Source organism: Burkholderia torrens, assembly GCF_984668525.1.
On record NZ_OZ480211.1, the window covers coordinates 2,502,443 to 2,528,595 of the forward strand.

Sequence of the window (26,153 nt, forward strand, 5' to 3'; positions counted from 1 at the left end):
TGTTATAGGATCAAGCCTTACGGGCAATTAGTATCAGTTAGCTGAACGCATTACTGCGCTTACACACCTGACCTATCAACGTCCTGGTCTCGAACGACCCTTCAAGGGAATCTAGTTCCCAGGGATATCTCATCTTAAGGCGAGTTTCCCGCTTAGATGCTTTCAGCGGTTATCTCTTCCGAACATAGCTACCCGGCGATGCCACTGGCGTGACAACCGGTACACCAGAGGTTCGTCCACTCCGGTCCTCTCGTACTAGGAGCAGCCCCCTTCAAATATCCAACGCCCACGGCAGATAGGGACCAAACTGTCTCACGACGTTTTAAACCCAGCTCACGTACCTCTTTAAATGGCGAACAGCCATACCCTTGGGACCGGCTACAGCCCCAGGATGAGATGAGCCGACATCGAGGTGCCAAACACCGCCGTCGATATGAACTCTTGGGCGGTATCAGCCTGTTATCCCCAGAGTACCTTTTATCCGTTGAGCGATGGCCCTTCCATACAGAACCACCGGATCACTATGACCTGCTTTCGCACCTGCTCGACTTGTCGGTCTCGCAGTTAAGCACGCTTATGCCATTGCACTATCAGCACGATTTCCGACCGTACCTAGCGTACCTTCGTACTCCTCCGTTACGCTTTGGGAGGAGACCGCCCCAGTCAAACTGCCTACCATGCACTGTCCCCGACCCGGATCACGGGCCAAGGTTAGAACCTCAAACAAACCAGGGTGGTATTTCAAGGACGGCTCCACCGAAACTAGCGTTCCGGTTTCATAGCCTCCCACCTATCCTACACAGATCGGTTCAAAGTCCAATGCAAAGCTACAGTAAAGGTTCATGGGGTCTTTCCGTCTAGCCGCGGGTAGATTGCATCATCACAAACACTTCAACTTCGCTGAGTCTCGGGAGGAGACAGTGTGGCCATCGTTACGCCATTCGTGCAGGTCGGAACTTACCCGACAAGGAATTTCGCTACCTTAGGACCGTTATAGTTACGGCCGCCGTTTACCGGGACTTCAATCAAGAGCTTGCACCCCATCATTTAATCTTCCGGCACCGGGCAGGCGTCACACCCTATACGTCCACTTTCGTGTTTGCAGAGTGCTGTGTTTTTATTAAACAGTCGCAGCCACCAGTTTATTGCAACCCCTTCACCCTCTGCCCGCAGGGGCATCAAGCTACAAGGGCGTACCTTATCCCGAAGTTACGGTACCAATTTGCCGAGTTCCTTCTCCCGAGTTCTCTCAAGCGCCTTAGAATACTCATCTCGCCCACCTGTGTCGGTTTGCGGTACGGTCATCATTAGACTGAAGCTTAGAGGCTTTTCTTGGAACCACTTCCAATTGCTTCGCTCCCTAAGGAGCTCGCGCCACACCCTTGAATTCCGCGCCCGGATTTGCCTAAGCGCCTTCTCCAATGCAGCGACCGGGACTTCCAACACCCGGACAACCTTCCGCGATCCGTCCCCCCATCGCATCTAACAATGGTGCAGGAATATTGACCTGCTTCCCATCAGCTACGCATTTCTGCCTCGCCTTAGGGGCCGACTCACCCTACGCCGATGAACGTTGCGTAGGAAACCTTGGGCTTACGGCGAGGGGGCCTTTCACCCCCTTTATCGCTACTCATGTCAGCATTCGCACTTCTGATACCTCCAGCATCCCTTCCGAGACACCTTCGCAGGCTTACAGAACGCTCTCCTACCATGCGTGCAAAGCACGCATCCGCAGCTTCGGTATATAGCTTAGCCCCGTTACATCTTCCGCGCAGGACGACTCGATCAGTGAGCTATTACGCTTTCTTTAAAGGGTGGCTGCTTCTAAGCCAACCTCCTGACTGTTTTAGCCTTCCCACTTCGTTTCCCACTTAGCTATATTTGGGGACCTTAGCTGGCGGTCTGGGTTGTTTCCCTCTTGACACCGGACGTTAGCACCCGATGTCTGTCTCCCGTGATTGCACTCTTCGGTATTCGGAGTTTGCTATGGCGGGGTAATCTGCAATAGACCCCCCAACCATGACAGTGCTCTACCCCCGAAGGTGAGACACGAGGCACTACCTAAATAGTTTTCGGAGAGAACCAGCTATTTCCAAGTTTGTTTAGCCTTTCACCCCTATCCACAGCTCATCCCCTAACTTTTCAACGTTAGTGGGTTCGGACCTCCAGTACGTGTTACCGCACCTTCATCCTGGCCATGGATAGATCACTTGGTTTCGGGTCTACGCCCAGCAACTGAACGCCCTATTCGGACTCGCTTTCGCTACGCCTGCCCTATACGGTTAAGCTTGCTACTGAACGTAAGTCGCTGACCCATTATACAAAAGGTACGCCGTCACCCCTTACGAGGCTCCGACTGTTTGTATGCATGCGGTTTCAGGATCTATTTCACTCCCCTCCCGGGGTTCTTTTCGCCTTTCCCTCACGGTACTGGTTCACTATCGGTCGATCACGAGTATTTAGCCTTGGAGGATGGTCCCCCCATCTTCAGACAGGATTTCACGTGTCCCGCCCTACTTGTCGCACACCTAGTTCTTTCATACTGTTTTCGCCTACAGGGCTATCACCTGCTATGGCCGCACTTTCCAGAGCGTTCGGCTAACAATACAAATAAAGAGTGCAAGGCTCATCCCATTTCGCTCGCCACTACTTTGGGAATCTCGGTTGATTTCTTTTCCTGCGGTTACTTAGATGTTTCAGTTCACCGCGTTCGCTTCACATGGCCTATGTATTCAGCCATGGATACTCCAAAAGGAGTGGGTTTCCCCATTCGGACATCTACGGATCAAAGCTTGTTTGCCAGCTCCCCGTAGCTTTTCGCAGGCTACCGCGTCCTTCATCGCCTGTGATCGCCAAGGCATCCACCACATGCACTTGTTCGCTTGACCCTATAACGAGTCTGTCTCATCGACAGTCGCTACAGGTTGAGTTCTCGCGTTGTGCCGTATTCCAATTGAGCCGAACATTAAGTTCGAATCATCTTGAGATACATCGATACAATCACAACCCGGATAGTTTCCACGTCCATCTCAAGACGCTTCCGCTATCCAAATTACTTGCTTCTTCCAGATTGTTAAAGAACGACAGCCGATATCTGTTGATATCCTCTGACTGGCTCAATCGCCAATGCAAAGCGCTCGCTGATTTTTCAGCAAACTCTTAGCATTGAGGATTGGTGGAGGCAGACGGGATCGAACCGACGACCCCCTGCTTGCAAAGCAGGTGCTCTCCCAGCTGAGCTATGCCCCCATGTACAGATGACCTCAGGTGTACTACCGCCAGACAATGGTGGGTCTGGTTGGATTCGAACCAACGACCCCCGCCTTATCAAGACGGTGCTCTAACCGACTGAGCTACAGACCCCTGAGTCTGTCTTTAAATTTACAGCCGATAAGCGTGAGCGCTCAACTTGTGCGAGAAGCTCTGGAAAGGAGGTGATCCAGCCGCACCTTCCGATACGGCTACCTTGTTACGACTTCACCCCAGTCATGAATCCTACCGTGGTGACCGTCCTCCTTGCGGTTAGACTAGCCACTTCTGGTAAAACCCACTCCCATGGTGTGACGGGCGGTGTGTACAAGACCCGGGAACGTATTCACCGCGGCATGCTGATCCGCGATTACTAGCGATTCCAGCTTCATGCACTCGAGTTGCAGAGTGCAATCCGGACTACGATCGGTTTTCTGGGATTAGCTCCCCCTCGCGGGTTGGCAACCCTCTGTTCCGACCATTGTATGACGTGTGAAGCCCTACCCATAAGGGCCATGAGGACTTGACGTCATCCCCACCTTCCTCCGGTTTGTCACCGGCAGTCTCCTTAGAGTGCTCTTGCGTAGCAACTAAGGACAAGGGTTGCGCTCGTTGCGGGACTTAACCCAACATCTCACGACACGAGCTGACGACAGCCATGCAGCACCTGTGCGCCGGTTCTCTTTCGAGCACTCCCACCTCTCAGCGGGATTCCGACCATGTCAAGGGTAGGTAAGGTTTTTCGCGTTGCATCGAATTAATCCACATCATCCACCGCTTGTGCGGGTCCCCGTCAATTCCTTTGAGTTTTAATCTTGCGACCGTACTCCCCAGGCGGTCAACTTCACGCGTTAGCTACGTTACTAAGGAAATGAATCCCCAACAACTAGTTGACATCGTTTAGGGCGTGGACTACCAGGGTATCTAATCCTGTTTGCTCCCCACGCTTTCGTGCATGAGCGTCAGTATTGGCCCAGGGGGCTGCCTTCGCCATCGGTATTCCTCCACATCTCTACGCATTTCACTGCTACACGTGGAATTCTACCCCCCTCTGCCATACTCTAGCCTGCCAGTCACCAATGCAGTTCCCAGGTTGAGCCCGGGGATTTCACATCGGTCTTAGCAAACCGCCTGCGCACGCTTTACGCCCAGTAATTCCGATTAACGCTCGCACCCTACGTATTACCGCGGCTGCTGGCACGTAGTTAGCCGGTGCTTATTCTTCCGGTACCGTCATCCCCCGACCGTATTAGGGCCAAGGATTTCTTTCCGGACAAAAGTGCTTTACAACCCGAAGGCCTTCTTCACACACGCGGCATTGCTGGATCAGGCTTTCGCCCATTGTCCAAAATTCCCCACTGCTGCCTCCCGTAGGAGTCTGGGCCGTGTCTCAGTCCCAGTGTGGCTGGTCGTCCTCTCAGACCAGCTACTGATCGTCGCCTTGGTAGGCCTTTACCCCACCAACTAGCTAATCAGCCATCGGCCAACCCTATAGCGCGAGGCCCGAAGGTCCCCCGCTTTCATCCGTAGATCGTATGCGGTATTAATCCGGCTTTCGCCGGGCTATCCCCCACTACAGGACATGTTCCGATGTATTACTCACCCGTTCGCCACTCGCCACCAGGTGCAAGCACCCGTGCTGCCGTTCGACTTGCATGTGTAAGGCATGCCGCCAGCGTTCAATCTGAGCCAGGATCAAACTCTTCAGTTCAAACCTGTTACTGTTTTCGGTTCAGTTAAGAACCGGTCGCTCACTCAAAGCTGACAGGAATATGAATCACTTCATAAACCTGACTTACTTTAGTGTGAGACTCTTGATACTTTCGCTATCTGATCCGAAGATCAGCTCGCTTCCATCAAGCGCCCACACTTATCGGCTGTTAATTTTTAAAGAGCGTTTCTGCGAGAAACCTGAATTTTCTCAGCAGCGCTGCGTTTTCAGCAGCAGAGAAGCGAGATTATGAACCGTGTTTCGCAGTTCGTCAACAACTTTTTACATCACGTCGCTGCGACTGCGGGGCTCAACTTCCGTACCGCCGAGGCCGCTACCGCCGAGGCCCAACAGCACTGCTTCCCTTCCTTCCGCGCCGCGTTTCCGTTAGCGCGAAAGAGGCGTGATTCTATGCACCTGACGGCAATCGCGCAAGGGGTTCGACGCAACTTTTTTACGAACGCTGCAAATTCAGCCGCCTGGCCCTGTCCGGGCACGAGACCGCTTATGGTGCAAAGAACGGACTAGAATGTGAGGTTCTTCGCCTCTTTCTATATACGTCTTTAATATGCGCCAGCGAATCGCCAAACGCCTCCCCCCCGATGCCGACAAACTGGTCGGTCTGTCGCTTGCGCTCTTCGCCTCGGGCAGCCGCATCGAGGATCGCTTCTGGGAAGCGAAGCTCGATGCGCTGCTCGCCAAGATTGTCCGCAACGGCAACCAGACCACGCTCGACGCAGCGCTCGACCACCTTCAGCAGAATCATCCCGATGCGTACGGTGCGCTCGCCGACATGGCCGAGACGCACAGCGAGTCGATGGTGATCGAGCACGACGGCCAACCGCACGATGCGCTGCTGGTCGCAGTTCCGGTGCTTGCATGGACGCGCTACATGATTCCGTCGGGTCCGCTCAAGGGCGACGTTGCCGACGCGCTGCGAACGCACCTGCAGGCGCATGTCCTCGCGAACGGTACGCTCGTCGGGCTCGCGCCGTTCCTCTACAGCATCGACCAGCTGCCGCGGCACCACGTCGAGACCTACCGGCTTGCGCAGCAGCTCGCGCACGCGGCGATCGGCCAGCACACGCCCAAGCTGAGCTTCGGCGACCTGCCCGAAACGTCGCCAATCCTGGCCGACCCGCGCTTCCTCCTTGCGGTCGTCGCCGCGCCTGCCGGCGCGCCGCTGTTCCGCTGGCAGGAAGAGGAGAACGGCAGCCGGATCGAACGCGGCCAATGCCTCGAGCAGTGGACGGCCCAGGGCGGCCCGAACCTGTCGATCGCCCTGCCCGGCTGTGAATTCGAATGCCTGCTTCCGGACGCGTACTACTCGGCCTGCCGCGATGCGGACGAGCGCATTCGTCCGCACACGGTGCGAACGGCCATTCGTTATCTGTTTGACACACTTGGTGCGGCGCCGCAGGAGCTGCGCGCGGTGGTCGCGGGCTTCGGCGAACGCCGTATCGACGAGTATCGTGTCGGCTTCACGCGGCGTGCCAGCAACGACGTGATCTACGGTGTCGTATGGCCGCTGTACGGCCGCGAAAACGGCGACGTGTCGATCGACAGCGCGACACTCGAAGGCGAAGCGCCGATGGAAGGACCGCTCGAGGAAATCGTGAGCCTGCTGAAGGAATGCGGCGTAACCGACGTCCGCAGGCACGCGGGCCGCTTCGAACCGGAATACTGCGACGATTGCGGCGTGCCGCTCTACGCGGATCCGCTCGGCGAAATCGTCCATGCGGAGATGCCGGAAGACGCATCGCCCGCCCAGCCTCACTTCCACTGACCTGATGCCGCAGGCCTCCACGGCCTGCCGGTCCGAAGCCGCTCCCGGTTGCCGCCGGAGCGGCTTTTTTCTTGTCCGATCGTTTTCCGCCCGAAATTTCGGACAAATCCTAAGCCTTTCAGCCTAGCAGACATCGTGTAAGGTCTTTGTCATTATCGGGGCCAACGCATGCCCGACAGCAATCAATGACTCACCCTTACGGAGATTGAATATGCGGTTCCTGATGCTTAACTCAGACGCCGAGCGGCGTGATGGACTGAAGGCCCTGCTGCGGCAGATCGACCGTCACGCCAGCATCAACGATGCGCCCGACAGTTTTCAGGCGCGCCGCCTGTTGCGTGCCCAGCGTTTCGACCTCGTCGCGATCGACTGGCTCGACGTCGGACGGCTCGGCGAGCTTCAGGCGCTCTGCAGCGCATGTTCGCCGACACCGGCCGCCGTGCTGGTCGACGAAGCGCCGCCCGACGCCGTCCAGCGCTTCTTCAACCATGGTGTCGCGGGCGTGATTCCGCATTCCACGCGTCCGCACCTGATCGTGCGAGCGCTGGAAATCGTGCTGCTGGGCGGACACTACATTCCGCCGAGCGCGCTCAGCCTGCTGCCCTCCGTGGCTGCGGCACGCCACGACGCCCATTTCCAGACGCTTGCCGGATCGCTTCCGCGCCGCCCGCCAAGCGGCCTCCTGTCGCCGCGGCAAGCGCAGATCATGCGCTTCGTCCACATGGGCAGCACGAACAAGATGATCGCCCGCACACTCGGCATCAGCGAAGGCACGGTGAAGATCCACCTCGCCAGCATCTTCCAGCAACTCGGTGCCGCAAACCGCGCCGCCGCGGTCGCGATCTACAACGGCTGGCTGTCACCGCATCTCGAGGTGCTGCTGGCGAACCGCAACCGCGCACGCAAGCCGAGCATCGGCGAACGCGGACCGGTTCCGCTGCGTACACAACGGGGTGACCATCCGTACCCGCTGCCGGCCGCGAACGCCGGCGCACAGGACCTGCCACTCGCCGCCGAGCCGCCGTCACGGTTCCGGCGCGGGCGCTAGGCAAACAGTCTCGATATTGCGACGGTCGGTATGCGCGGATTCCCACCTTTGATGCTCAACGAGTAATATGGACGCATGGGTTTTCTCTTCACACCGCTTCCGCTCTGGGTTGGCATCGGTGGCTGGATCGCTGCCGTGGCCCTGCTCGCGCTCGCGATCTGGAATCGCCCGTTCGTGCGCCTGCAGGACGCCACGCTCCAGCACGTGTGGCTCGCGCTCGTCACCGCGATCTCGGTCCTCTGGGCGTCCAATGCCTGGCTCGAAGACGGCATCGTCATGCATCTGCTTGGCGCCACGCTGCTCGTCACACTGTTCGACTGGACGCTCGCACTGATCGCGATGGGCGCCGTCACGGCGGTTGCCGCGATCATCTTCGACGCGCCGTGGCAGGGCATTGGCCTGACCTATCTGATCTACGGCGCACTGCCTGTCGCCGTGTCAGCGTTGCTGCAGCGCGCCGCGCTCGCGTGGCTGCCGCACAACCTTGCATCGTTCATCACCGGGCAGGGATTCCTGTCGCCGGCCATCGCGATCGTCGCAGTCGCCGCCGCAGCAGCCGGCGTCCAGCTCGCGCTCGCGGATGGCGTGCCCGTCGTGATTCCTGCCGGCTATCTGCTGAACACTGCACTGCTCGCGCTCGGCGAAGCATGGTTCACCGGCATGGCGACGGCACTCATCGCCGTCTATCGTCCTGCGTGGGTCACGACCTTCGACGTCAGGCGCTATCGCCTCGGCGGCCCGCGCGCCTGAATTTCCCCCGGATTCGCGCACGTTCAACGCATATCGTCGGTTCCTTCCGCGGTGCGGCAGAATACGCCGTCTACTGCCGCACAACTTTTTTACGCTAAGATTGAACTCCTGTTCTTCATCGGGCATCTATACGTGCCCGATGTCTCATTCGCTCCTCACCAATAACCAGATGGACAGCTCACCTGCCTCGTTCCGGATTTTCCGGGCGCTCGGCAAGCTGGCAGCCTGTATCGCGGGCCTGTCGCTTGCGCTTCCCACACCGGCATTCGCCGACCTGCTCGACCAGCGCTCCGAACTGATCAACAAATTCGTCAACGAGATGCATGCCGATCCGCTCGCCGCCGATTGTGCGGCGCACGGCAGCTTCATCGCCAGCACGTCGACGGCGTTCGATCGCGTCGACTTCGCACCGAACGCATTCGACAGCGGCAACGCGACGATCACGCCATGGAACGACTCGTTTGACCAGGGCAAGCAGCGCGTGAAGGTCGACAACATCGTCACCGTCGACGGCCAAGGCATACACAGCGACGGCAGCGACCCGACACCGCTGAAATTCCGTTGCGGCTATGTCGGCCAGCAAATGCTCGCGTTCAGCTGGAACGACCCCGTTCCGCCGCTGAAGCCGCGCGCCGAACGCTCGTCGTCGACGAAGAAATTCAAGGGCAAGTCGCACCGTGGCAAGGCCAAGGCGAAGGCATCGGGCCGCACCAGCAAGAAAGCCGTCGCAACGAAGAAATCGAGCGGCCAGAAGAAGGTCGTGAAGAAGAAAACCGCGAAGAAGTCCTGATACGACCGAGCGGCCACGACAGACACGAAAAAGCCGGCGCATCCTGAGATGCTCCGGCTTTTTTCATACGACGACGAAACGCTTACGCGAACGTGTCGACGTGCACCAGGATCGCGGCCAGCATCGCCGCGCCGAGCGCCGCGCTGCGCTCGCCGTTCCAGCCGACGCGCTCGTCGGGCAGGTTCGCGTTGTCCTTGAACGGCATCTCGAGCGTCAGCGACAGGCAGCCGAACTGGTGGCCGATGTACTTCGACGCGAGCTTGAGCGCATCTTCCTTGTACTTGCTCGCCGCGTAGCCGTGCTCGGTCTGGAAGTCGGGGCTCGCGACCTTGAACGCGTCGATGAACGCAGTCTGTTCCTTGCCCTGCTGCTCGGTAAAGCTCGGCAACATCTCCGAGCCGGCGACGAACACGTACGGCAGATCCTCGTCGCCGTGAATGTCGAAGAACATGTCGCAGCCGATTGCATGGATCGCGTCGCGCACGGCCAGCACCTCGGGGCTGCGTTCGGCATCCGGCGCCATCCACTCGCGATTCAGGTTCGCGCCTGCCGCGTTGGTGCGCAGGTTGCCGTGCACACTGCCGTCCGGGTTCATGTTCGGGACGATGTGGAACGTCACGCGATCGTAGAGCTTGCGCGCGACCGCATCGCCGGCCCAGTCTCCCCAGCCTGCCAGCCGCTTGACGAGCCCCTCGACGAACCATTCGGCCATCGACTCGCCCGGATGCTGGCGCGCGATGATCCACACCTTCTTCTTCGGCGCGTCGTCGGTTTCCGGCGTGCCGAGCGTCAGCAGCGACATCGGGCGGCCTTCGACCGTGCGGCCGAGCTCGACGACGCTCGCCTGCGGCAACTGCTGGACCGCACCGAGAAACGCCGCATGGCGCTCTTCCGAGTACGGTTCGAAATACGCGTAGTAGATGCTGTCGAACTCCGGCGTATGGTCGATGGTCATCGTCTTGCCGTCGAACGTCGTCGGCACGCGGAACCAGTCGACGCGGTCGTAGCTCGCGACCGCGTGGTAGTTGCGCCAGCCCGACGGATACGCGCAGTCGGCCGCGTTCTCGAACGTCATCACGCACCGCTCGCCGCGCGCGCCCGTCAAGCGGTAGTAAAACCATTGTGCGAATTCCGATCGATTGTCGCCACGCACCCGCAGCCGGATCGCGCCGGGGTTGTCGCACGACACGACGTCGATTGCGCCTGCGTCGAAATTGCTGGTGATCGAAAGTGCCATCTGTCTCTCCTGTGTCGACCGGCGTGAGCGCTTTAGCGCTTACGCCAGTCCCATGCAAAGCTGTCGACCGGGGCGCGCGGTGTGCCACGTGCCCGGCCCCATGCATGCGCCGGCCGTCTCGTGAACGGCCGGCCGGGTTACTCGCCGACGCGCCGGCGATATACGTAAGTCGAATCATTCGACGCGGCCGCGTCGAATGCATAGCCTTCCGTCGCGAAATCCTTGAGCGCCTTCGGGTCGGCAATCCGGTTCTCGACGATAAAACGCGCCATCAGGCCGCGCGCGCGCTTCGCATGGAAGCTGATGATCTTGTAGCGCCCGCCCTTCCAGTCCTCGAACACCGGCGTGACGACCGGCGCGGCCAGCAGTTTCGGCTTGACCGACTTGAAGTACTCGGTCGACGCGCAGTTGACCAGCACACGCGCCGCGCCGCTGCGCGTCTCGAGCTGCTCGTTCAGCGCCCGCGTGATGCGGTCGCCCCAGAACGCGTACAGGTCCTTGCCGCGCGCGTTGGCGAAGCGCGTACCCATCTCGAGCCGGTACGGCTGCAGCAGGTCGAGCGGACGCAGCAGCCCGTACAGGCCCGACAGCACGCGCACGTGCTGCTGCGCATAGTCGAGATCAGCCGACGACAGCGATTTCGCGTCGAAACCTTCATAGACGTCGCCGTTGAACGCGAGCACGGCCTGCTTCGCGTTGGCCGGCGTGAAGGTCCGCGACCAGTCGGCGTAGCGCTGGAAATTCAGGCGCGCGAGCGGATCGGAAATATCCATCAGCGTCGCGATGTCTTGCGGCGACAGCTTGCGCAGGCCGTCGATCAGCTCGGACGCGTCATCGACGAATGCAGGCTTCGTGTAAGACTGGACGTGCGCGGGCGTATCGTAGTCGAGGGATTTGGCTGGAGAGAGAACGATTATCATAGAGGCTCGCTGGCACGCCGTGCCTTGCGGTCAGACGAAAACCACCGATTGTAACGAATGACCCGCTCTCTCGCCCCGCATGCCGCACACCGCGTCGTGCTCGACTCGAACGTCTGGATCGACATCCTCGTATTCGACGACCCCGCTACGCGCCCGATCCGGGCCGCGCTGGAAAGCGGCGCGCTTGCCGCCGTGATCGACGGCCGCTGCCTGACCGAGCTCGAATACGTGCTCGACTATCCGCAGTTCCAGTCGCGCGCGATCGACAAGGCGGCCGCACTCGCGACCGTCGCCCGCCTCGCGAGTCTCGTCGAGCCGCCGCCCGTCGACGCCGACGCGCCGCCGCTGCCGAAATGCAAGGACCGCGACGACCAGAAGTTTCTCGAACTCGCCCGCGCCGCGCAGGCCGAGTGGCTCGTGTCGAAAGACCGCGCGCTGCTGAAGCTCGCGAAGCGCACCGCACGCGACTTTGGCTTCCGGATCGCGCAGCCCGCGCCATTTGCCGAAGCTTGCGCGCTCGACGCCGCGCCGGACGCGACGACCACGCCGGCCTGACCTACGCCGCACCACCCGAATTCGACCGTATCGATGAACGCTCCTTCAGACATGCCAACGACTCCCGTTTTCCCCTCGCGCCTGCCGAACGTCGGCACGACGATCTTCACGGTCATGAGCGCGCTAGCCGCCGAAAAAGGTGCGGTGAACCTCGGCCAGGGCTTTCCGGATTTCGATTGCGACCCGCGCATCGTCGACGCGGTCGCGGCCGCGATGCGCAACGGGCACAACCAGTATCCGCCGATGGCCGGCGTCGCACCGCTGCGCGACGCGATCGCCGGCAAGATCGCGCAGGTCTACGGCCGGCGCTACGATCCGGCCAACGAGATCACGGTGACGGTCGGCGCGACGCAGGCGCTGCTGACGGCGATCCTGTGCGCGGTGCATCCGGGCGACGAGGTGATCGTCGTCGAACCGACCTACGACAGCTACCTGCCGTCGATCGAACTCGCGGGCGGCACGCCCGTGTTCGTCACGCTGGAGGCGCCCGACTACGCGATCCCGTTCGACCGTCTCGCGGCCGCGATCACGCCGAAGACGCGAATGATCCTGATCAACACGCCGCACAACCCGACAGGTACCGTGTGGCGCGAGGCGGACATGCGCAAGCTCGAGGACATCGTGCGCGGCACCAACGTGCTGATCCTGTCGGACGAGGTGTACGAGCACATGGTCTACGACGGCGCGCGCCACGAAAGCGTCGCGCGCTACCCGGAACTCGCGGCTCGCAGCTTCATCGTGTCGAGCTTCGGCAAGACCTATCACGTGACGGGCTGGAAGGTCGGCTACGTCGCGGCGCCTGCCGCGCTGACCGCGGAATTCCGCAAGGTCCACCAGTTCAACGTGTTCACGGTGAACACGCCGATGCAGTTCGGGCTCGCCGACTACCTGCGTGACCCGGCGCCGTACCTGTCGCTGGCCGGCTTCTACCAGAAGAAGCGCGACTTCTTCCGTGCCGGCCTCGAGCGCACGCGCTTCAAGCTGCTGCCGTGCACGGGCACGTACTTCCAGTGCGTCGACTACTCGGCGATCAGCGACCTGCCCGAAGCGGAATTCTCGAAGTGGCTGACGTCGGAGATCGGCGTGGCCGCCATCCCGGTGTCGGCGTTCTATCACGAGCCGCACGAATCGGGCGTCGTACGCTTCTGCTTCGCGAAGCAGGAAAGCACGCTCGCGTCCGCGCTCGAACGACTCGCCCGGCTGTAAGTCCCGCACGGGCGGCGACGGGCCGCCCTGCGGGAACCGCGCTTACGGACGCGCGACGCTCGTCGCTTCGATGTACGCCTTGCGCTCGGCGGCCACGCGCTGCGCGGCCGGACGCTCGCCAACCAGCTTCGCGTGCGCCTTCCAGTCGATGCCGGCGTCGAGCAGGAAATCGCGTCCGAATATGGCCTTCGTCGCCATCCCGATGACCGGCAGATGGACCCACGCGGCGATGTCCGCAAGGCCGAACGCGTCGCCGAGCACATACGGCGAAAACTGCGTCATCTGCTTGAACGCATCGATCGCGCGCGGCAGGCGCTTCTCGACGTGCGCCTTCATCCCGTCGCTGACCTTGCCGCCGAAAAACGCCTCCGTGTAGACCTCTCGCGCCACCCATTCGAGATACAGCTCGAGCGTCTCGACCAGTTCGCGCACCTTCGCGGCCGCGAACGGGCTCGCCGGATAAATGCCTTTCCCGGGATAGCGCGCGGCCAGGTATTCGATGATCGCCTGCGACTCGAACAGCGCGCCTTCCTCGGTCTTCAGGAACGGAATCTTGCCGAGCGGCGAATCGACGAGCTTGGCCGGATCGCTGATCGGCAAACCGCACACCGACTCCTCGAACGGGATGTCGTGCTCGAGCAGCACGAACTTCACCTTGTTGTAATAGTTGGACAACGGAATACCGCACAGCTGTAGCATCAAAGTCTCCTTCCTTGCTGAAGCGCAGCCGCGACGGTGCCGGCCGCATCGGGATTCATCGCGCTGAAAAGCACGTTCGTGCTAGTCTAAAGCAAGTTTTGCGTTCGCCCCGACAACATTACATCCGCTGCGGCAGCCGTTTCGCCTGTCTGCGCAACATGCGCGGCGCCGCCGCGCCGCCATCCGATGGAGACACGCTCGCATGAGTGCTGAACTGCTGGCCTCGCGTCCGCCCGAGAGCGATTCGACGCTCGTCCTCACGCTGTCCAATCCCGGCGCGCGCAACGCGCTGCATCCCGACATGTACGCCGCCGGCATCGAAGCGATCGCCACCGCCGATCGCGATCCCGCGATTCGCGCGGTCGTCCTGACGGGCGCCGATCGCTTCTTCTGCGCAGGCGGCAACCTGAACCGCCTGCTCGAGAACCGTTCGAAGGATCCGTCCTGCCAGGCCGACAGCATCGATCAGCTCGCCGCGTGGGTCACGGCGATCCGCGCGTCGACGAAACCGGTGATCGCGGCCGTCGAAGGCGCCGCCGCCGGCGCGGGCTTCTCGCTTGCGCTCGCGTGCGACCTGATCGTCGCCGCGCACGACGCGAAATTCGTGATGTCGTATGCGCGTGTGGGCCTGACGCCGGACGGCGGCGGTTCGTGGTTCCTCGCACGCGCACTGCCGCGCGCGATGGCAGCCGAGATCCTGTTCGAAGGCAAGCCGGTCACGGCCGAGCGCCTGCATGCGCTCGGCGTCGTCAACCGGCTCGCCGTGCCCGGCGCGGCACTGACGGACGCGCTCGCATGGGCCGAAACACTCGCCGGCATCTCGCCGAACGCACTCTCGCGCATCAAGTCGCTGCTCGACGACGCGACGACGCAACCGCTCGAACCGCATCTCGGCACCGAGCGCGATCATTTCGTCACGTCGCTGCATCATGCGGACGGGCTCGAAGGCATTACCGCATTTCTCGAGAAACGCCAGCCGCGCTACAAGCGCTGATTCACTCTGTCGCACAGGCGATCGAAGCCGCACAAAAATGTACTGACACGCGCCGCGCACGACGTCGACGACACGCTCCACGTCGCTGCGCGCACGCAACCGCAGGCACGATTCCGTCGCCAGCAGCCCGCGTCGATCCATGCTCTAATGACCACCTGTCGCGGCGCTCCCGGCGCCGTTTTCGCGCATGCAACCAAGGAGTTGACGATGATCGACGTCTATAGCTGGGCGACCCCGAACGGCCACAAGGTACACATCATGCTCGAGGAAACGGGCCTCGCATACCGTGTCCATCCGGTCGATATCGGCGCGGGCGACCAGTTCAAGCCCGACTTCCTGAAGATCAGCCCGAACAACAAGATTCCGGCCATCGTCGATCCGGACGGCCCCGGCGGCAAGCCGATCTCGCTGTTCGAATCGGGTGCGATCCTGATCTATCTCGCGGAGAAGACCGGCAAGTTCCTGCCGGCCGATCCGGCTGCGCGCTATGCGACGCTCGAGTGGCTGATGTTCCAGATGGGCGGTGTCGGCCCGATGCTCGGACAGGCACACCACTTCCGCATGTATGCGCCGGAGAAGATCGAATACGCGGTCAACCGCTACACGAACGAAGCGAAGCGCCTGTACAACGTGATGGACAAGCGCCTCGGCGAATCGGAGTATCTCGCGGGCGACACTTATACGATCGCAGACATTGCGACGTTCCCGTGGACGCGTTCGTGGCAAAACCAGGGCATCGTGCTCGACGAGCTGCCGAACGTGAAGCGCTGGTTCGATGCGATCGCAGCGCGACCGGCCGTGCAGCGCGGCGTCGAAGTGCTCGCATCGATGCGCAAGGCACTGCAGGACGACAAGGCGCGCGAAGTGCTGTTCGGCGCGACGCAATACGCGAAGCACTGACACGCATGTGACATGACAGGCGGGGCGGCCGCCGTGCCTGCCGCCCCGCGCTTCAGAAGTAATGCAGCGTGATGAACTCCGCCGCGCACACCGGTAGCGGCGCATCGGGACGCTCGACCTGGATCGACACCGACCACGTCACCTGCACCCCGCCCTGCGCGGCGTCGGCGGTTTCCTTCACCGCAAACAGCGCGCGCACGCGTGCACCGACCGGCACCGGCTTCAGGAATCGCACGCGATTCAGTCCGTAGTTCACGCCCATCTTCTGCTCGAAGCGCATCGCGTCGGTCATCAACGCAGGGATCAGCGACAGCGTCAGGAACCCGTGCGCGATCGGCCCGCCGAACGGCGACTCGCGTCGCGCGCGCTCGGGGTCGACGTGGATCCATTGATGATCGCCGGTCGCGTCGGCGAAACCGTCGACGCGAGGCTGGTCGATCGCGATCCAGCCGCTCGCGAGCGGCTCCGCGCCGACCCTCGCCTGCAGCGCCTGCGCCGACGCGATCAGCGGCAAGGTCACGTCCGTCATCCTTTCGTGCCTCCCGGATGGCGCAGCCCGAACAGCACCTTCGTATGCACGCTGATCACCGTCTCGCCGGCTTGGTTCACGCCGACCCACTCCGTCGACACGATGCCGCGGTCGGGCTTGCTCTCCGACACGCGCTTGTCGTGGACCTTCTGGTACATCGTGATCGTGTCGCCGGCCCGCACGGGCTTGAGCCAGCGGATCGAGTCGATGCCCGGCGAGCCCATGCTGGTCGAATCCGGCCCGAGCTTCTTGACGAGCAGGCTCATGAACACCGAGCACGTATGCCAGCCGCTCGCGACGAGGCCGCCGAAATGCGATGCCCTCCCCGCTTCCTCGTCGAGGTGGAACGGTTGCGGGTCATAGCGTTCGGCGAACGCCTTGATGTCGTCGGGCTCGAACGTGTAGCGGCCCACTTCGGTGGTGCTGCCCACCACCAGGTCTTCGTAACTGATACCCACTTGCAGGTCTCCTCGTGTGGCACGCTCGCGCGTCGCCGTCATGCTGCGTCGGTCTGCGCGAAATCGGGCAGCGCGGCGAAGCGGGCAAGATGATGATCGGTGTCGCCGAGCGTCGTCTCGATGATCGTCAGCCGCTTGAACAAATGCGCAGCGGCGACCTCGTTGGTCACACCCATGCCGCCGTGCAACTGGATGGCCTGCTGGCCGACGAAGCGCGCGGCCGCGCCGACCCGGGCCTTGGCGGCCGACACGGCCTTGCGCCGCGCATCGGCGTCGCCGCTCGCGTAGCGCACTGCCGCCAGATAGGTCAGCGAACGCGCCTGCTCCGCATGGATCAACATGTCGACCATCCGGTGCTGCAGCGCCTGGAAGCGCGCGATCGGCACGCCGAACTGCTCGCGCGTCTTCGTGTATTCGACTGTTGCGCGATTCAGCTCGTCGAGCGCGCCGACCGCTTCCGCGCACAGCAGGAACGTCGCGTAATCGGCAACCTGCTCGAGCGCCGCCGCGTCGCGTGCACCGCCCGTCAGCAGTCGGGCCGGCGTTTCGTTGAATTCGAGCGTCGCGGCACGCTGGCCGTCGATCGTCCGGTAGTCGGCCACCTTCGCGTTCGACGCATCGCGTTCGACGACGAAAAGGCCGATGCCGCCGCCATCGACGCGCGCCGGCACGATCCACGCCTGCGCCTGTGCGCCGTGCTGAACGACCGACTTGATGCCGGTCAGCCGGTACGTGCCGCCCTGTTCGTGCGCGTGCGTGTCGAGTTCGTACAGGTCGTAGCGCGCATGCGGCTCATGGAACGCCACCGCCAGCCGCTTCTGTCCCTGCGCGACCGCCTCCAGCAGCGCCGCATCCTCGCCTGCACCGGAGCCGGCGATGCGCAACGCCTCGACGCCGACCGCGGTGGCCCAGTACGGCTCGATCACCAGCGCGCGGCCGAGCTCCTGCATCACGACCAGCATGTCGACCGGGCCGCCGCCGAAGCCGCCTTGTGCGTCCGGCACGGGCAGCGCGGTCAGCCCCAGTTCCGTGAACGCGCTCCATTGCGTGTCCGACACGCCCGTGTCGCTGCGCACGATCGCCTGGCGCGCCTCGAAGCCGTATTGCTCGCCGAGATAACGGCGCAGCGCGTCGGCGAACTGCTGCTGCTCATCGGTAAAGCTGAAATCCATGGTTGTCTCCGTTCCCTGATCACAGCCCCAGAATCATCTGCGCGATGATGTTCTTCTGGATCTCGTTCGAGCCGCCGTAGATCGACGTCTTCCGGTAATTGAAGTAGTACGCGGCGAGCGGCGCCGCATCGTCGTCGCCCGCGATGCTGTGCGCGCGCTCGCCGTCGAGGAACGGCACGTCGAACGGCGCGGCGAGCGGGCCGATCGCGTCGACCATCAGTTCGGTGAGCGCCTGCTGCACCTCGGTGCCCTTGATCTTCAGCATCGATGCCTCGGGGCCGGGCCCCTTGCCGCTCGTCTCGCGGCTGACGACACGCAGCACCGTCACCTCGAGCGCCATCAGCTCGACTTCGAGCGCCGCGACCTTCGCGGCAAATACCGGATCGGCAAGCAACGGCTTGCCGTTCTTGCGCTGGTTCGACGCCACGCGCTTCAAGAACGCGAGCTCGCGCTTCGACGCACCGACGCGCGCGATGCCGGTGCGCTCATGGCCGAGCAGGTATTTCGCATAGGTCCAGCCGCGGTTCTCGTCGCCCACGAGGTTTTCGACCGGCACCTTCACGTCCTCGAAGAACACTTCGTTGACCTCGTGGTCCTCGTCGAGCATGACGATCGGGCGCACCGTGATGCCGGGCGTCTTCATGTCGATCAGCAGGAACGAAATGCCCTCCTGCTTCTTCGCGGCCGGATCGGTGCGCACGAGGCAGAACATCATGTCGGCGTACTGGCCGAGCGTCGTCCAGGTCTTCTGGCCGTTGACGACATAGTGGTCGCCGTGGCGCTCGGCGCGCGTGCGCAACGACGCGAGGTCGGATCCCGAACCGGGCTCCGAGTAACCCTGGCACCACCAGTCGGAACCGTCGAGTATGCGCGGCAGATAGTGGCGCTTCTGTGCTTCGCTGCCGTACTTCATCAGCACCGGCGCGACCATCGACACGCCGAACGGCAACACGGTCGGCGCACCGATCCGTGCGCACTCCTCATCCCAGATGTGCCGCTGCGTCGCGTTCCAGCCCGGGCCGCCGTATTCGACGGGCCACGCAGGCGCGGACCAGCCGCGCTGGCCGAGAATCCGGTGCCAGCTCGCGAAATCCTCGCGGTCGAGTCGTTTGTGATCGAGTACCTTGGCGCGCAGTGCGCGAGGCAGGTTGACCTCGAGCCAGGCGCGGACGTCAACGCGGAATGCGTCGTCGGCGGGGGAATAATCCAGATCCATGCGCAGTGTCTCCTGTCCGCGGCCGTCCGGCCCGGCAAAGACACACTGCGTACGTCATTGCAGCGGTTCTTTCAGCGCGGCTGGAATCGGCAGCGGCATCACGTCGATGCCTTCTTCGGCCAGGGATTGCGCATCTTCCGGCGTCGTGACGCCACGAATGCTGCGTGCGGGCGCCTCGTTGTAATGGATGCGCCGCGCTTCCTCGGCGAAGCGCTCGCCCACGTTCTCGGTCTTCTCCAGTACCTCGCGCAGCGCGCGCATCACCTGCGCCTGCAGCGCACGCGGATCGGCCGGCCGGGCCTGCGTCGCGCCCGACAGGTTCAGGCGCGGCGCCGACGGCAGACGGTTGACCTCGGTCGTCCCGCACACCGGACATTCGACCAGCTTGCGGGACAACTGCGCTTCGAATTCATCGGCGGAAGCGAACCAGCCTTCGAACCGATGACCGTGCGGGCACTGTAAATCGAGGACCTTCATGCTGAATCAGGGCGTGTGACGAGTGTAGCGCAAAAAACGGTTTTGTGAACGATCGTGCTAAATCCAGATCGCGCGGCAGGAACGCACCGCGTCACCGGATTGTAACGCGGCACCCCACCCGCCGCTGACGCCACGCTCAGGGCGTCACGACCGGCCCGAGCGGCCAGGTGCCGGACAGCACCTTGTCGAGCCACATCGTGCCGATGATCGTCTTCACGTCGGTGATCTGGCCCGTGCGCACCCATTCCTGCAGGTCGGCCAGCGTGGCGGTGAAGGTTTCGAGGAATTCGCCTTCGTCGAGCTTGCGCTCGCCGGCAGTGAGCCCGCGCGCCAGGTACAGGTCGATGAACTCGGTCGAGTAGGAAATGATCGGGTGAATGCGGGCCAGGAACACGTATTCGCGTGCCGTATAACCCGTTTCCTCGCGCAGCTCGCGCACGGCACACGCCAGCGCACCTTCGTTCGGATCGAGCTTGCCGGCCGGGAATTCGGCCATCACCTTGCCGATCGGGTAGCGATACTGGCTTTCCATCAGCACGCGGCCGTCGTCGAACAGCGGGATCACCATCACCGCGCCCGGATGCTGGACGTATTCGCGCGTGGCCTTCTTGCCGTCCGGCAGGCGGACGGTGTCGCGCTTGAGCTTGAGGAACGAGCCTTCGAAAATCGCCTCGCTCTCGAGGCAGGTTTCGGTGAGTGCGGCGTCGTGATTGGGTAGTTCGGCCATCGGCGGCTCCTGAATTGAGCGCGACGGACGGCCGGAGCCGTCAGCGTCGTTTGACGAGATACTGGAACGTGAAGCCGGGGAACGCGAACACGATGAAGAGACTGAACGTGATCGCGTAAAACTGCCAGCCCTGTTCGAAGCGGTTGCCGGCGCGAGACTCGAGCCAGAAGCCGAGCGCGCCGACAACGAAGTACAGCACGATCAGCTCGCCGATCCGCACCCACGCACTCTTCTTCGCCGCGCCGAACGGCACGACGGCGAAGAGGCGTTGGTTCAGGAACGGCAGGTTGGCGCACACGAGCGCCAACAGCACGATAAACCAGCCGGCTGCCGACATTACAGCGGCAGCGTGTGACGGATTGCCTGCAGGCAGGCCGTCAGCAGCGGGCTCGGGATCAGGCCGAGCACGACGACCGCCAGGCCGTTCAGCACGAGAATCGTGCGCTTGCAGAAATCACCCGAGATCGGCGTCGAATCCTGCGGTGCATCGAAGTACATCAGCTTCACGATGCGCAGGTAGTAGAACGCGCCGAACAGCGACGTGATCACGGCCAGCACGGCCAGCCACGTGAGGCCCGCGTTGACGGTCGCCTCGAGCACGGCCAGCTTCGCGTAGAAGCCGACGGTCGGCGGGATGCCGGCCAGCGAGAACATCATGACCATCATCACGAACGCGAACACCGGGCTGCGCTTATTGAGGCCCTTGAAGTCGTCGATCGTCTCTGCTTCGAAATCGCGGCGTGCGAGCAGCATCACCACGCCGAACGAGCCGAGCGTCGTGATCAGGTAGACGATCGCGTAGAACATCGCCGAGCTGTACGCATTCGCCGGTGCCGTCGCGTCGCCCTTCACGATGCCTGCGAGCAGGCCGAGCAGCACGAAGCCCATGTTCGAGATCGCCGAGTACGCGAGCATCCGCTTGATGTTGCGCTGGACGATACCGGTGATGTTACCGACGATCAGCGACAGCGCCGCGAGGATCACGAGCGCGGTCTGCCAGTTCTGTGCGAGCGGCAGCAGGCCCATCACCAGGAAACGCAGGCCCCACGCGAACGCGGCAACCTTCGGGCCGCCGCCGACGAACAGCGTCATCGCGGTCGGTGCACCCTGGTAGACGTCCGGCACCCACATGTGGAACGGCACGGCGCCGAGCTTGAAGGCGATACCGGCGACGACGAAGACCACGCCGAACATCAGCACGGCTGCGTCGGTGTTGCCGCCGACGGCCTTGTACACCTCGCCCAGCTCGAGCGAGCCGGTCGCGCCGTAGAGCATCGAGATGCCGTACAGCACGAAGCCCGATGCGAGCGCGCCCAGCACGTAGTACTTCATCGCGGCTTCGCTCGACTGCGCGGCGTCGCGGCGCAGCGCGATGACGGCGTACAGCGACAGCGACATCAGTTCGAGACCGAGGTACAGCGTCAGGAAGTTGTTGCCCGACACCATGACCAGTTGGCCGAGCAGCGAGAACATGCCGAGCAGGAAGACGTCGCCACGGAACATGTCGCGATCTTCGAGGTACTTGCGCGAATAGACGAGCGAGACCGCGAAACCGAACGACACGACCGCCTTCATCATGCTCGCGAACGAGTCGACGACGATCATCTTCGAGAAGAAGTAGTACTGCTGCGGGTCGAGCGCCTGCACCGCGAACCACACGCCGGCGACGACCGACGAAACGACCGCGATCAGATAGGTCAGGCGGCGGCCGGAAGCACCGGTAAAGGTATCGTTCAGCCATGCGACGACGATGGCGGCCATCACCAGCGCGTCAGGCAACAGGACATTCATAGGAGCGTTCATGATCTTGAGTTCCTCCGCTCGCGATTACTGGGCCAGCGGCAGCTTCGACTGCGCGACATGGGAGAGGAGGTTTTCCACGGAAACGTGCATCACGTCGGTGAAAGGCTTCGGATACAGGCCCATCAGCATCGTGAACGCGGCAAGCACGGCCAGCATCAGGAATTCGCGACGGCCGATGTCCTTCAGCTTGGCAACGTGATCGTTCGCCACCGCGCCGAAGTACACGCGCTTGTACATCCACAGCGTGTAAGCCGCGCCGAGGATCAGCGTGAACGCCGCGCCGAAGGCGATCCAGAAGTTGTACTGGACGGCCGCGAGAATCACCATGAACTCGCCGACGAAACCCGAGGTACCCGGCAGGCCGCAGTTGGCCATCGAGAACAGCATCGCGAAGGCCGCGAACTTCGGCATCACGTTGACGACGCCGCCGTAATCGGCGATCTGGCGCGAGTGCACGCGGTCGTACAGCACGCCGATGCAGAGGAACATCGCGCCCGACACGAAGCCGTGCGAGATCATCTGGATGATCGCGCCTTCGACGCCGAGCTGGTTGAAGATGAAGAAACCGAGCGTGACGAAGCCCATGTGCGCGATCGACGAATACGCGACCAGCTTCTTCATGTCGGACTGCACCATCGCGACGAGGCCGATGTAGATCACCGCGATCAGCGACAGCGTGATCACGACCGGTGCCAGGAAGTGGCTCGCGTCAGGCGTGATCGGCAGCGAGAAGCGCAGGAAACCGTAGGCGCCGAGCTTCAGCATGATCGCAGCCAGCACGACCGAGCCGCCCGTCGGCGCTTCCACGTGCGCGTCCGGCAGCCACGTGTGCACCGGCCACATCGGCACCTTCACCGCGAACGCGAGGAAGAACGCGATGAACAGCAGGATCTGCGGCGTCATCGCGATCTTCGCGTTCTGCCACGTCGCGAGGTCGAACGAGTGCGTTTCCGTGTACAGGTAGATCAGCGCGACCAGCATCAGCAGCGAGCCGGCCAGCGTGTACAGGAAGAACTTGAACGCCGCATACACGCGGTTCGGGCCGCCCCACACGCCGATGATGATGTACATCGGGATCAGGGTCGCTTCGAAGAACACGTAGAACAGCAGGCCGTCGGCCGACGAGAACACGCCGATCATGATCCCGGACAGGATCAGGAAGGCCGCGAGGTACTGCGCGACGTTCTCGGTGATCACTTCCCACGCGGCGATCACGACGATCACCGTGATCAGCGCGGTCAGCACGACGAACCACATCGAAATGCCGTCGACGCCGAGGTGATAGGCGATGTCGAAACGTTCGATCCAGGTCGACTTCTCGACGAACTGCAGCGCAGCCGTGCTCGAGTCGAAGCCCGTGATCAGCGGGATCGTGACCGCGAGACCGAGCAGCGAGCCGATCAGCGCGACCCAGCGGGCCGCCCCCGGATTTTTGTCGTTACCCACCGCGAGTACCAGGAGGCCGAAAACGATCGGCAACCAGATCGCGGTACTGAGAATCGGAAAAGCGTGCATTGTTCTTGTCCCCTCGCCTTATTTGCCGCCGAGCGTTACAAACAGGGTCAGGAGCCCCAGCATGCCGATGATCATGGCGAACGCGTAGTGATAGATGTAACCGGATTGGAGGAAGCGGATCACGCTGGCGAACCAGCCGATGAACCGGGCGCTGCCGTTGACGAGGCCGTCGATCACCACGACGTCGCCTTCCTTCCACAGGCCGCGGCCGATCGCCACCGAACCACGGGCGAACACCACTTCGTTGATCTTGTCCATGTAGTACTTGTTGTCCAGCAGCGTGTAGATCGGGCCGAACGCGCGGCGGATCGACGCCGGCAGCTCCGGACGCTTCAGGTACAGGAACCAGGCGACGACGACACCGGCGAGCGCGAGCCAGACCGGCAGGCCCGACACCGAGTGCAGGCCCATGCCCACCCAGCCGTGGAATTCCTCGGCCATCTCGGCCAGCGCCGGATGGTTTTCGCCGATGAAGATCACCTTGTCGAATGCGACGCCGTGCTGGAAGAAGTCGCCGAACAGCATCGGGCTGATCGCGATCGCACCGATAATCACCGACGGGATCGCCAGCAGGACCAGCGGCACCCACACGACCCACGGGGTCTCGTGCGGCTCGTGCGCGTGGTCGTCATGACCGTGGCCATGGCCGTGGTCATCGTGGCCGTGTGCGGCCGCCATGCCCATCGGCGATTCCGGATGCTTCGGCTTGCGGAAACGCTCTTCGCCGTGGAACACCAGGAAGTACATGCGGAACGAGTACAGCGCCGTGACGAACACGCTCGCGACGACCGCGAAGTACGCGAAGCCCGAACCCGGCAGGTGCGACAGCTTCACCGCGTCGATGATCGAGTCCTTCGAGTAGAAGCCCGAGAAGAACGGCGTGCCGATCAGCGCGAGCGAACCGACGAGCGACGTGATCCACGTGATCGGCATGTACTTGCGCAGGCCGCCCATGTTGCGCATGTCCTGGTCGTGGTGCATGCCCATGATGACCGAGCCGGCGCCGAGGAACAGCAGCGCCTTGAAGAACGCGTGCGTCATCAGGTGGAACACGGCGACCGGGTAAGCGGACACGCCGAGCGCGACGGTCATGTAGCCGAGCTGCGACAGCGTCGAGTACGCGACCACGCGCTTGATGTCGTTCTGGACGATGCCGAGGAAGCCCATGAAGAGCGCCGTGATCGCGCCGATCACCGTGATGAACGACAGCGCGGTATCCGACAGCTCGAACAGCGGCGACATGCGCGACACCATGAAGATGCCGGCCGTCACCATCGTCGCCGCGTGAATCAGCGCCGAGATCGGGGTCGGGCCTTCCATCGAGTCCGGCAGCCACACGTGCAGCGGGAACTGCGCCGACTTGCCCATCGCGCCGATGAACAGGCAGATACAGGCAACGGTCAGCAGGCCCCAGTCGGTGCCCGGGAAGTGCAGGCTCGCGAGTTCCGCGCGCTTCGCGAACACTTCGCCGTAGTTCATCGAGCCGGCGAACGCGAGCAGCAGGCCGATGCCGAGCAGGAAGCCGAAGTCGCCCACGCGGTTCACGAGGAACGCCTTCATGTTCGCGTAGATCGCGCTCTCACGCGTGAAGTAGAAGCCGATCAGCAGGTACGACACCAGACCCACCGCTTCCCAGCCGAAGAACAGCTGCAGGAAGTTGTTGCTCATCACGAGCATCAGCATCGAGAACGTGAACAGCGAGATGTACGAGAAGAAGCGCTGGTAGCCGTCTTCCTCCGCCATGTAGCCGATCGTGTACACGTGCACCATCAGCGAGACGAAGGTCACGACGACCATCATCATCGCGGTCAGCGAATCGACGAGGAAGCCGACCTCGAGTTTCAGCGAACCGACGTTCATCCATTCGTATACGGTCGCGTTGAAGCTTGCGCCGCCCATCACGTCGAAGAAGACTTTCGCCGACAGGAGGAACGCGATCATTACGCCGAGGATCGTGATCCGGTGTGCGCCCTTGCGCCCGACTGCGTTCCCGAACAGCCCCGCAATCAGCGAGCCGGCCAGCGGAGCGAGCGGAATCGCCAGCAGCAGGTTTTCATTGAGTGTCGTTGACATAACAGCGTTGCCTGAAATTAACCTTTGAGCTGATCGAGATCCTCGACATTGATCGTGTCGAGCTTACGGAACAGGGTCACCAGAATCGCGAGGCCGATCGCGGCTTCCGCTGCGGCGACGGTCAGCACGAAGAACACGAAGATCTGGCCGTGCACATCGCCGAGGTAATGCGAGAACGCGACGAAGTTGGTATTCACCGCCAGCAGCATCAGTTCGATCGACATCAGGATGATGATGACGTTGCGGCGGTTCAGGAAGATCCCGACGATCGCGATCGCAAACAGGATCGCGCCGAGCACAAGGTAGTGAGCAAGAGTCAGCATGATTTTCTTTTCCTC

Annotated in this window: 22 protein-coding genes, 2 tRNA genes and 2 rRNA genes; 8 read left to right on the plus strand and 18 right to left on the minus strand. The window is 62.3% G+C overall.

Annotated features, from left to right (window positions below; genetic code table 11):
• Window positions 1-6: 6 nt before the first annotated feature.
• The 4 genes from AC5LXX_RS11540 to AC5LXX_RS11555 all read right to left on the minus strand — a co-directional run bounded on the left by AC5LXX_RS11540 (window position 7) and on the right by AC5LXX_RS11555 (window position 4,960).
• Window positions 7-2,888, minus strand: a 23S ribosomal RNA gene (locus tag AC5LXX_RS11540).
• 285 nt (window positions 2,889-3,173) lie between these two features.
• Window positions 3,174-3,249, minus strand: a tRNA-Ala gene (locus AC5LXX_RS11545).
• Window positions 3,250-3,286: 37 nt separating this feature from the next.
• Window positions 3,287-3,363 (minus strand) — tRNA-Ile (locus AC5LXX_RS11550).
• Between the two features lie 64 nt (window positions 3,364-3,427).
• A 16S ribosomal RNA gene (locus AC5LXX_RS11555) occupies window positions 3,428-4,960 on the minus strand.
• Together the 16S and 23S rRNA genes with 2 tRNA genes alongside form the textbook arrangement of a ribosomal RNA operon.
• A gap of 568 nt (window positions 4,961-5,528) precedes the next feature.
• On the opposite strand from AC5LXX_RS11555, the gene AC5LXX_RS11560 reads away from it, so the two are divergent.
• The 4 genes from AC5LXX_RS11560 to AC5LXX_RS11575 all read left to right on the plus strand — a co-directional run bounded on the left by AC5LXX_RS11560 (window position 5,529) and on the right by AC5LXX_RS11575 (window position 9,334).
• Window positions 5,529-6,746 (plus strand): DUF2863 family protein, encoded by a 1,218-nt coding sequence (locus AC5LXX_RS11560; RefSeq protein ID WP_493409553.1) that lies wholly within the window; start codon window positions 5,529-5,531, stop codon window positions 6,744-6,746.
• 211 nt (window positions 6,747-6,957) lie between these two features.
• Window positions 6,958-7,794 (plus strand): LuxR C-terminal-related transcriptional regulator, encoded by an 837-nt coding sequence (locus tag AC5LXX_RS11565; RefSeq protein ID WP_493409554.1) that lies wholly within the window; start codon window positions 6,958-6,960, stop codon window positions 7,792-7,794.
• 75 nt (window positions 7,795-7,869) lie between these two features.
• Window positions 7,870-8,544: an energy-coupling factor ABC transporter permease gene (locus AC5LXX_RS11570; protein ID WP_124453112.1), complete on the plus strand. Its 675-nt coding sequence runs from the start codon at window positions 7,870-7,872 to the stop codon at window positions 8,542-8,544.
• Window positions 8,545-8,683: 139 nt separating this feature from the next.
• Window positions 8,684-9,334 carry a BspC domain-containing protein gene (locus AC5LXX_RS11575; RefSeq protein WP_124453110.1) on the plus strand — a complete coding sequence of 217 codons (651 nt, stop codon included), beginning with the start codon at window positions 8,684-8,686 and terminating at the stop codon, window positions 9,332-9,334.
• An 82-nt stretch (window positions 9,335-9,416) separates the two neighbouring features.
• Here the strand turns inward: AC5LXX_RS11575 and AC5LXX_RS11580 are convergent, their stop codons facing one another.
• Both AC5LXX_RS11580 and yaaA read right to left on the minus strand, forming a co-directional pair.
• Window positions 9,417-10,571, minus strand: a complete 1,155-nt coding sequence (locus AC5LXX_RS11580) for a M14 family metallopeptidase (RefSeq protein ID WP_493409555.1) — start codon at window positions 10,569-10,571, stop codon at window positions 9,417-9,419.
• Between the two features lie 137 nt (window positions 10,572-10,708).
• Window positions 10,709-11,491 carry a peroxide stress protein YaaA gene (yaaA, locus tag AC5LXX_RS11585; RefSeq protein ID WP_124453106.1) on the minus strand — a complete coding sequence of 261 codons (783 nt, stop codon included), beginning with the start codon at window positions 11,489-11,491 and terminating at the stop codon, window positions 10,709-10,711.
• Window positions 11,492-11,548: 57 nt separating this feature from the next.
• Between yaaA and AC5LXX_RS11590 the strand changes: the two genes are divergently transcribed.
• Both AC5LXX_RS11590 and AC5LXX_RS11595 read left to right on the plus strand, forming a co-directional pair.
• A complete protein-coding gene (locus AC5LXX_RS11590; protein WP_124453104.1) occupies window positions 11,549-12,046 on the plus strand; it encodes a putative toxin-antitoxin system toxin component, PIN family in 498 nt (165 codons plus the stop codon).
• Window positions 12,047-12,079: 33 nt separating this feature from the next.
• The gene (locus AC5LXX_RS11595) at window positions 12,080-13,252 is read left to right on the plus strand and encodes a pyridoxal phosphate-dependent aminotransferase (protein WP_493409556.1); all 1,173 of its coding nucleotides are present in this window, start codon (window positions 12,080-12,082) and stop codon (window positions 13,250-13,252) included.
• 42 nt (window positions 13,253-13,294) lie between these two features.
• Here the strand turns inward: AC5LXX_RS11595 and AC5LXX_RS11600 are convergent, their stop codons facing one another.
• Complete coding sequence (locus AC5LXX_RS11600; RefSeq protein ID WP_493409557.1) at window positions 13,295-13,951, minus strand: glutathione S-transferase family protein; 657 nt, start codon at window positions 13,949-13,951, stop codon at window positions 13,295-13,297.
• A 202-nt stretch (window positions 13,952-14,153) separates the two neighbouring features.
• Between AC5LXX_RS11600 and AC5LXX_RS11605 the strand changes: the two genes are divergently transcribed.
• Window positions 14,154-14,945: an oxepin-CoA hydrolase, alternative type gene (locus AC5LXX_RS11605; RefSeq protein WP_493409558.1), complete on the plus strand. Its 792-nt coding sequence runs from the start codon at window positions 14,154-14,156 to the stop codon at window positions 14,943-14,945.
• Window positions 14,946-15,152: 207 nt separating this feature from the next.
• Window positions 15,153-15,845 carry a glutathione binding-like protein gene (locus AC5LXX_RS11610; RefSeq protein ID WP_493409559.1) on the plus strand — a complete coding sequence of 231 codons (693 nt, stop codon included), beginning with the start codon at window positions 15,153-15,155 and terminating at the stop codon, window positions 15,843-15,845.
• Window positions 15,846-15,897: 52 nt separating this feature from the next.
• On the opposite strand, the gene AC5LXX_RS11615 is transcribed toward AC5LXX_RS11610, so the two are convergent.
• From AC5LXX_RS11615 to nuoK, 11 genes are all read right to left on the minus strand, one after another.
• Window positions 15,898-16,374, minus strand: coding sequence for a MaoC family dehydratase (locus AC5LXX_RS11615; RefSeq protein WP_493409560.1), 477 nt, complete (start codon window positions 16,372-16,374; stop codon window positions 15,898-15,900).
• A complete protein-coding gene (locus AC5LXX_RS11620) occupies window positions 16,371-16,832 on the minus strand; it encodes a MaoC family dehydratase (protein ID WP_493409561.1) in 462 nt (153 codons plus the stop codon). Before AC5LXX_RS11620 ends, AC5LXX_RS11615 begins: the two co-directional genes overlap by 4 nt.
• Before the next feature lie 38 nt (window positions 16,833-16,870).
• Window positions 16,871-18,004 (minus strand): acyl-CoA dehydrogenase family protein, encoded by a 1,134-nt coding sequence (locus AC5LXX_RS11625; protein ID WP_493409562.1) that lies wholly within the window; start codon window positions 18,002-18,004, stop codon window positions 16,871-16,873.
• A gap of 19 nt (window positions 18,005-18,023) precedes the next feature.
• Window positions 18,024-19,220 carry an acyl-CoA dehydrogenase family protein gene (locus AC5LXX_RS11630; protein WP_493409563.1) on the minus strand — a complete coding sequence of 399 codons (1,197 nt, stop codon included), beginning with the start codon at window positions 19,218-19,220 and terminating at the stop codon, window positions 18,024-18,026.
• Window positions 19,221-19,274: 54 nt separating this feature from the next.
• Window positions 19,275-19,697, minus strand: a complete 423-nt coding sequence (locus AC5LXX_RS11635; RefSeq protein WP_034190812.1) for a DUF1178 family protein — start codon at window positions 19,695-19,697, stop codon at window positions 19,275-19,277.
• Window positions 19,698-19,833: 136 nt separating this feature from the next.
• Window positions 19,834-20,424, minus strand: coding sequence for an NUDIX domain-containing protein (locus AC5LXX_RS11640; protein WP_493409564.1), 591 nt, complete (start codon window positions 20,422-20,424; stop codon window positions 19,834-19,836).
• A gap of 40 nt (window positions 20,425-20,464) precedes the next feature.
• Window positions 20,465-20,761 (minus strand): DUF2818 family protein, encoded by a 297-nt coding sequence (locus tag AC5LXX_RS11645; protein WP_034184896.1) that lies wholly within the window; start codon window positions 20,759-20,761, stop codon window positions 20,465-20,467.
• Window positions 20,761-22,215, minus strand: a complete 1,455-nt coding sequence (gene nuoN, locus AC5LXX_RS11650) for an NADH-quinone oxidoreductase subunit NuoN (RefSeq protein WP_185658183.1) — start codon at window positions 22,213-22,215, stop codon at window positions 20,761-20,763. The genes AC5LXX_RS11645 and nuoN overlap by 1 nt, the downstream gene beginning before the upstream one ends.
• 36 nt (window positions 22,216-22,251) lie before the next feature.
• Entirely contained in the window at window positions 22,252-23,742 is a 1,491-nt protein-coding gene (locus tag AC5LXX_RS11655) for an NADH-quinone oxidoreductase subunit M (RefSeq protein WP_493409565.1), read from the minus strand.
• A gap of 18 nt (window positions 23,743-23,760) precedes the next feature.
• Window positions 23,761-25,815 (minus strand): NADH-quinone oxidoreductase subunit L, encoded by a 2,055-nt coding sequence (gene nuoL, locus AC5LXX_RS11660; RefSeq protein ID WP_124453083.1) that lies wholly within the window; start codon window positions 25,813-25,815, stop codon window positions 23,761-23,763.
• A gap of 17 nt (window positions 25,816-25,832) precedes the next feature.
• Window positions 25,833-26,138, minus strand: a complete 306-nt coding sequence (nuoK, locus tag AC5LXX_RS11665; protein WP_006478272.1) for an NADH-quinone oxidoreductase subunit NuoK — start codon at window positions 26,136-26,138, stop codon at window positions 25,833-25,835.
• Window positions 26,139-26,153 lie beyond the last annotated feature (15 nt).

Coding starts and splice junctions, on each gene's coding strand:
- AC5LXX_RS11645 (WP_034184896.1), bottom strand. CDS start 20,761: ATGTCGGCAGCCGGCTGGTTTATCGTGCTGTTGGCGCTCGTGTGCGCC.
- AC5LXX_RS11570 (WP_124453112.1), top strand. CDS start 7,870: ATGGGTTTTCTCTTCACACCGCTTCCGCTCTGGGTTGGCATCGGTGGC.
- AC5LXX_RS11640 (WP_493409564.1), bottom strand. CDS start 20,424: ATGGCCGAACTACCCAATCACGACGCCGCACTCACCGAAACCTGCCTC.
- AC5LXX_RS11625 (WP_493409562.1), bottom strand. CDS start 18,004: ATGGATTTCAGCTTTACCGATGAGCAGCAGCAGTTCGCCGACGCGCTG.
- yaaA (WP_124453106.1), bottom strand. CDS start 11,491: ATGATAATCGTTCTCTCTCCAGCCAAATCCCTCGACTACGATACGCCC.
- nuoK (WP_006478272.1), bottom strand. CDS start 26,138: ATGCTGACTCTTGCTCACTACCTTGTGCTCGGCGCGATCCTGTTTGCG.
- AC5LXX_RS11580 (WP_493409555.1), bottom strand. CDS start 10,571: ATGGCACTTTCGATCACCAGCAATTTCGACGCAGGCGCAATCGACGTC.
- AC5LXX_RS11630 (WP_493409563.1), bottom strand. CDS start 19,220: ATGGATCTGGATTATTCCCCCGCCGACGACGCATTCCGCGTTGACGTC.
- AC5LXX_RS11655 (WP_493409565.1), bottom strand. CDS start 23,742: ATGCACGCTTTTCCGATTCTCAGTACCGCGATCTGGTTGCCGATCGTT.
- AC5LXX_RS11575 (WP_124453110.1), top strand. CDS start 8,684: ATGTCTCATTCGCTCCTCACCAATAACCAGATGGACAGCTCACCTGCC.
- AC5LXX_RS11605 (WP_493409558.1), top strand. CDS start 14,154: ATGAGTGCTGAACTGCTGGCCTCGCGTCCGCCCGAGAGCGATTCGACG.
- AC5LXX_RS11590 (WP_124453104.1), top strand. CDS start 11,549: ATGACCCGCTCTCTCGCCCCGCATGCCGCACACCGCGTCGTGCTCGAC.
- AC5LXX_RS11565 (WP_493409554.1), top strand. CDS start 6,958: ATGCGGTTCCTGATGCTTAACTCAGACGCCGAGCGGCGTGATGGACTG.
- AC5LXX_RS11560 (WP_493409553.1), top strand. CDS start 5,529: ATGCGCCAGCGAATCGCCAAACGCCTCCCCCCCGATGCCGACAAACTG.
- AC5LXX_RS11610 (WP_493409559.1), top strand. CDS start 15,153: ATGATCGACGTCTATAGCTGGGCGACCCCGAACGGCCACAAGGTACAC.
- AC5LXX_RS11600 (WP_493409557.1), bottom strand. CDS start 13,951: ATGCTACAGCTGTGCGGTATTCCGTTGTCCAACTATTACAACAAGGTG.
- AC5LXX_RS11595 (WP_493409556.1), top strand. CDS start 12,080: ATGAACGCTCCTTCAGACATGCCAACGACTCCCGTTTTCCCCTCGCGC.
- AC5LXX_RS11615 (WP_493409560.1), bottom strand. CDS start 16,374: ATGACGGACGTGACCTTGCCGCTGATCGCGTCGGCGCAGGCGCTGCAG.
- nuoN (WP_185658183.1), bottom strand. CDS start 22,215: ATGAATGTCCTGTTGCCTGACGCGCTGGTGATGGCCGCCATCGTCGTC.
- AC5LXX_RS11635 (WP_034190812.1), bottom strand. CDS start 19,697: ATGAAGGTCCTCGATTTACAGTGCCCGCACGGTCATCGGTTCGAAGGC.
- nuoL (WP_124453083.1), bottom strand. CDS start 25,815: ATGTCAACGACACTCAATGAAAACCTGCTGCTGGCGATTCCGCTCGCT.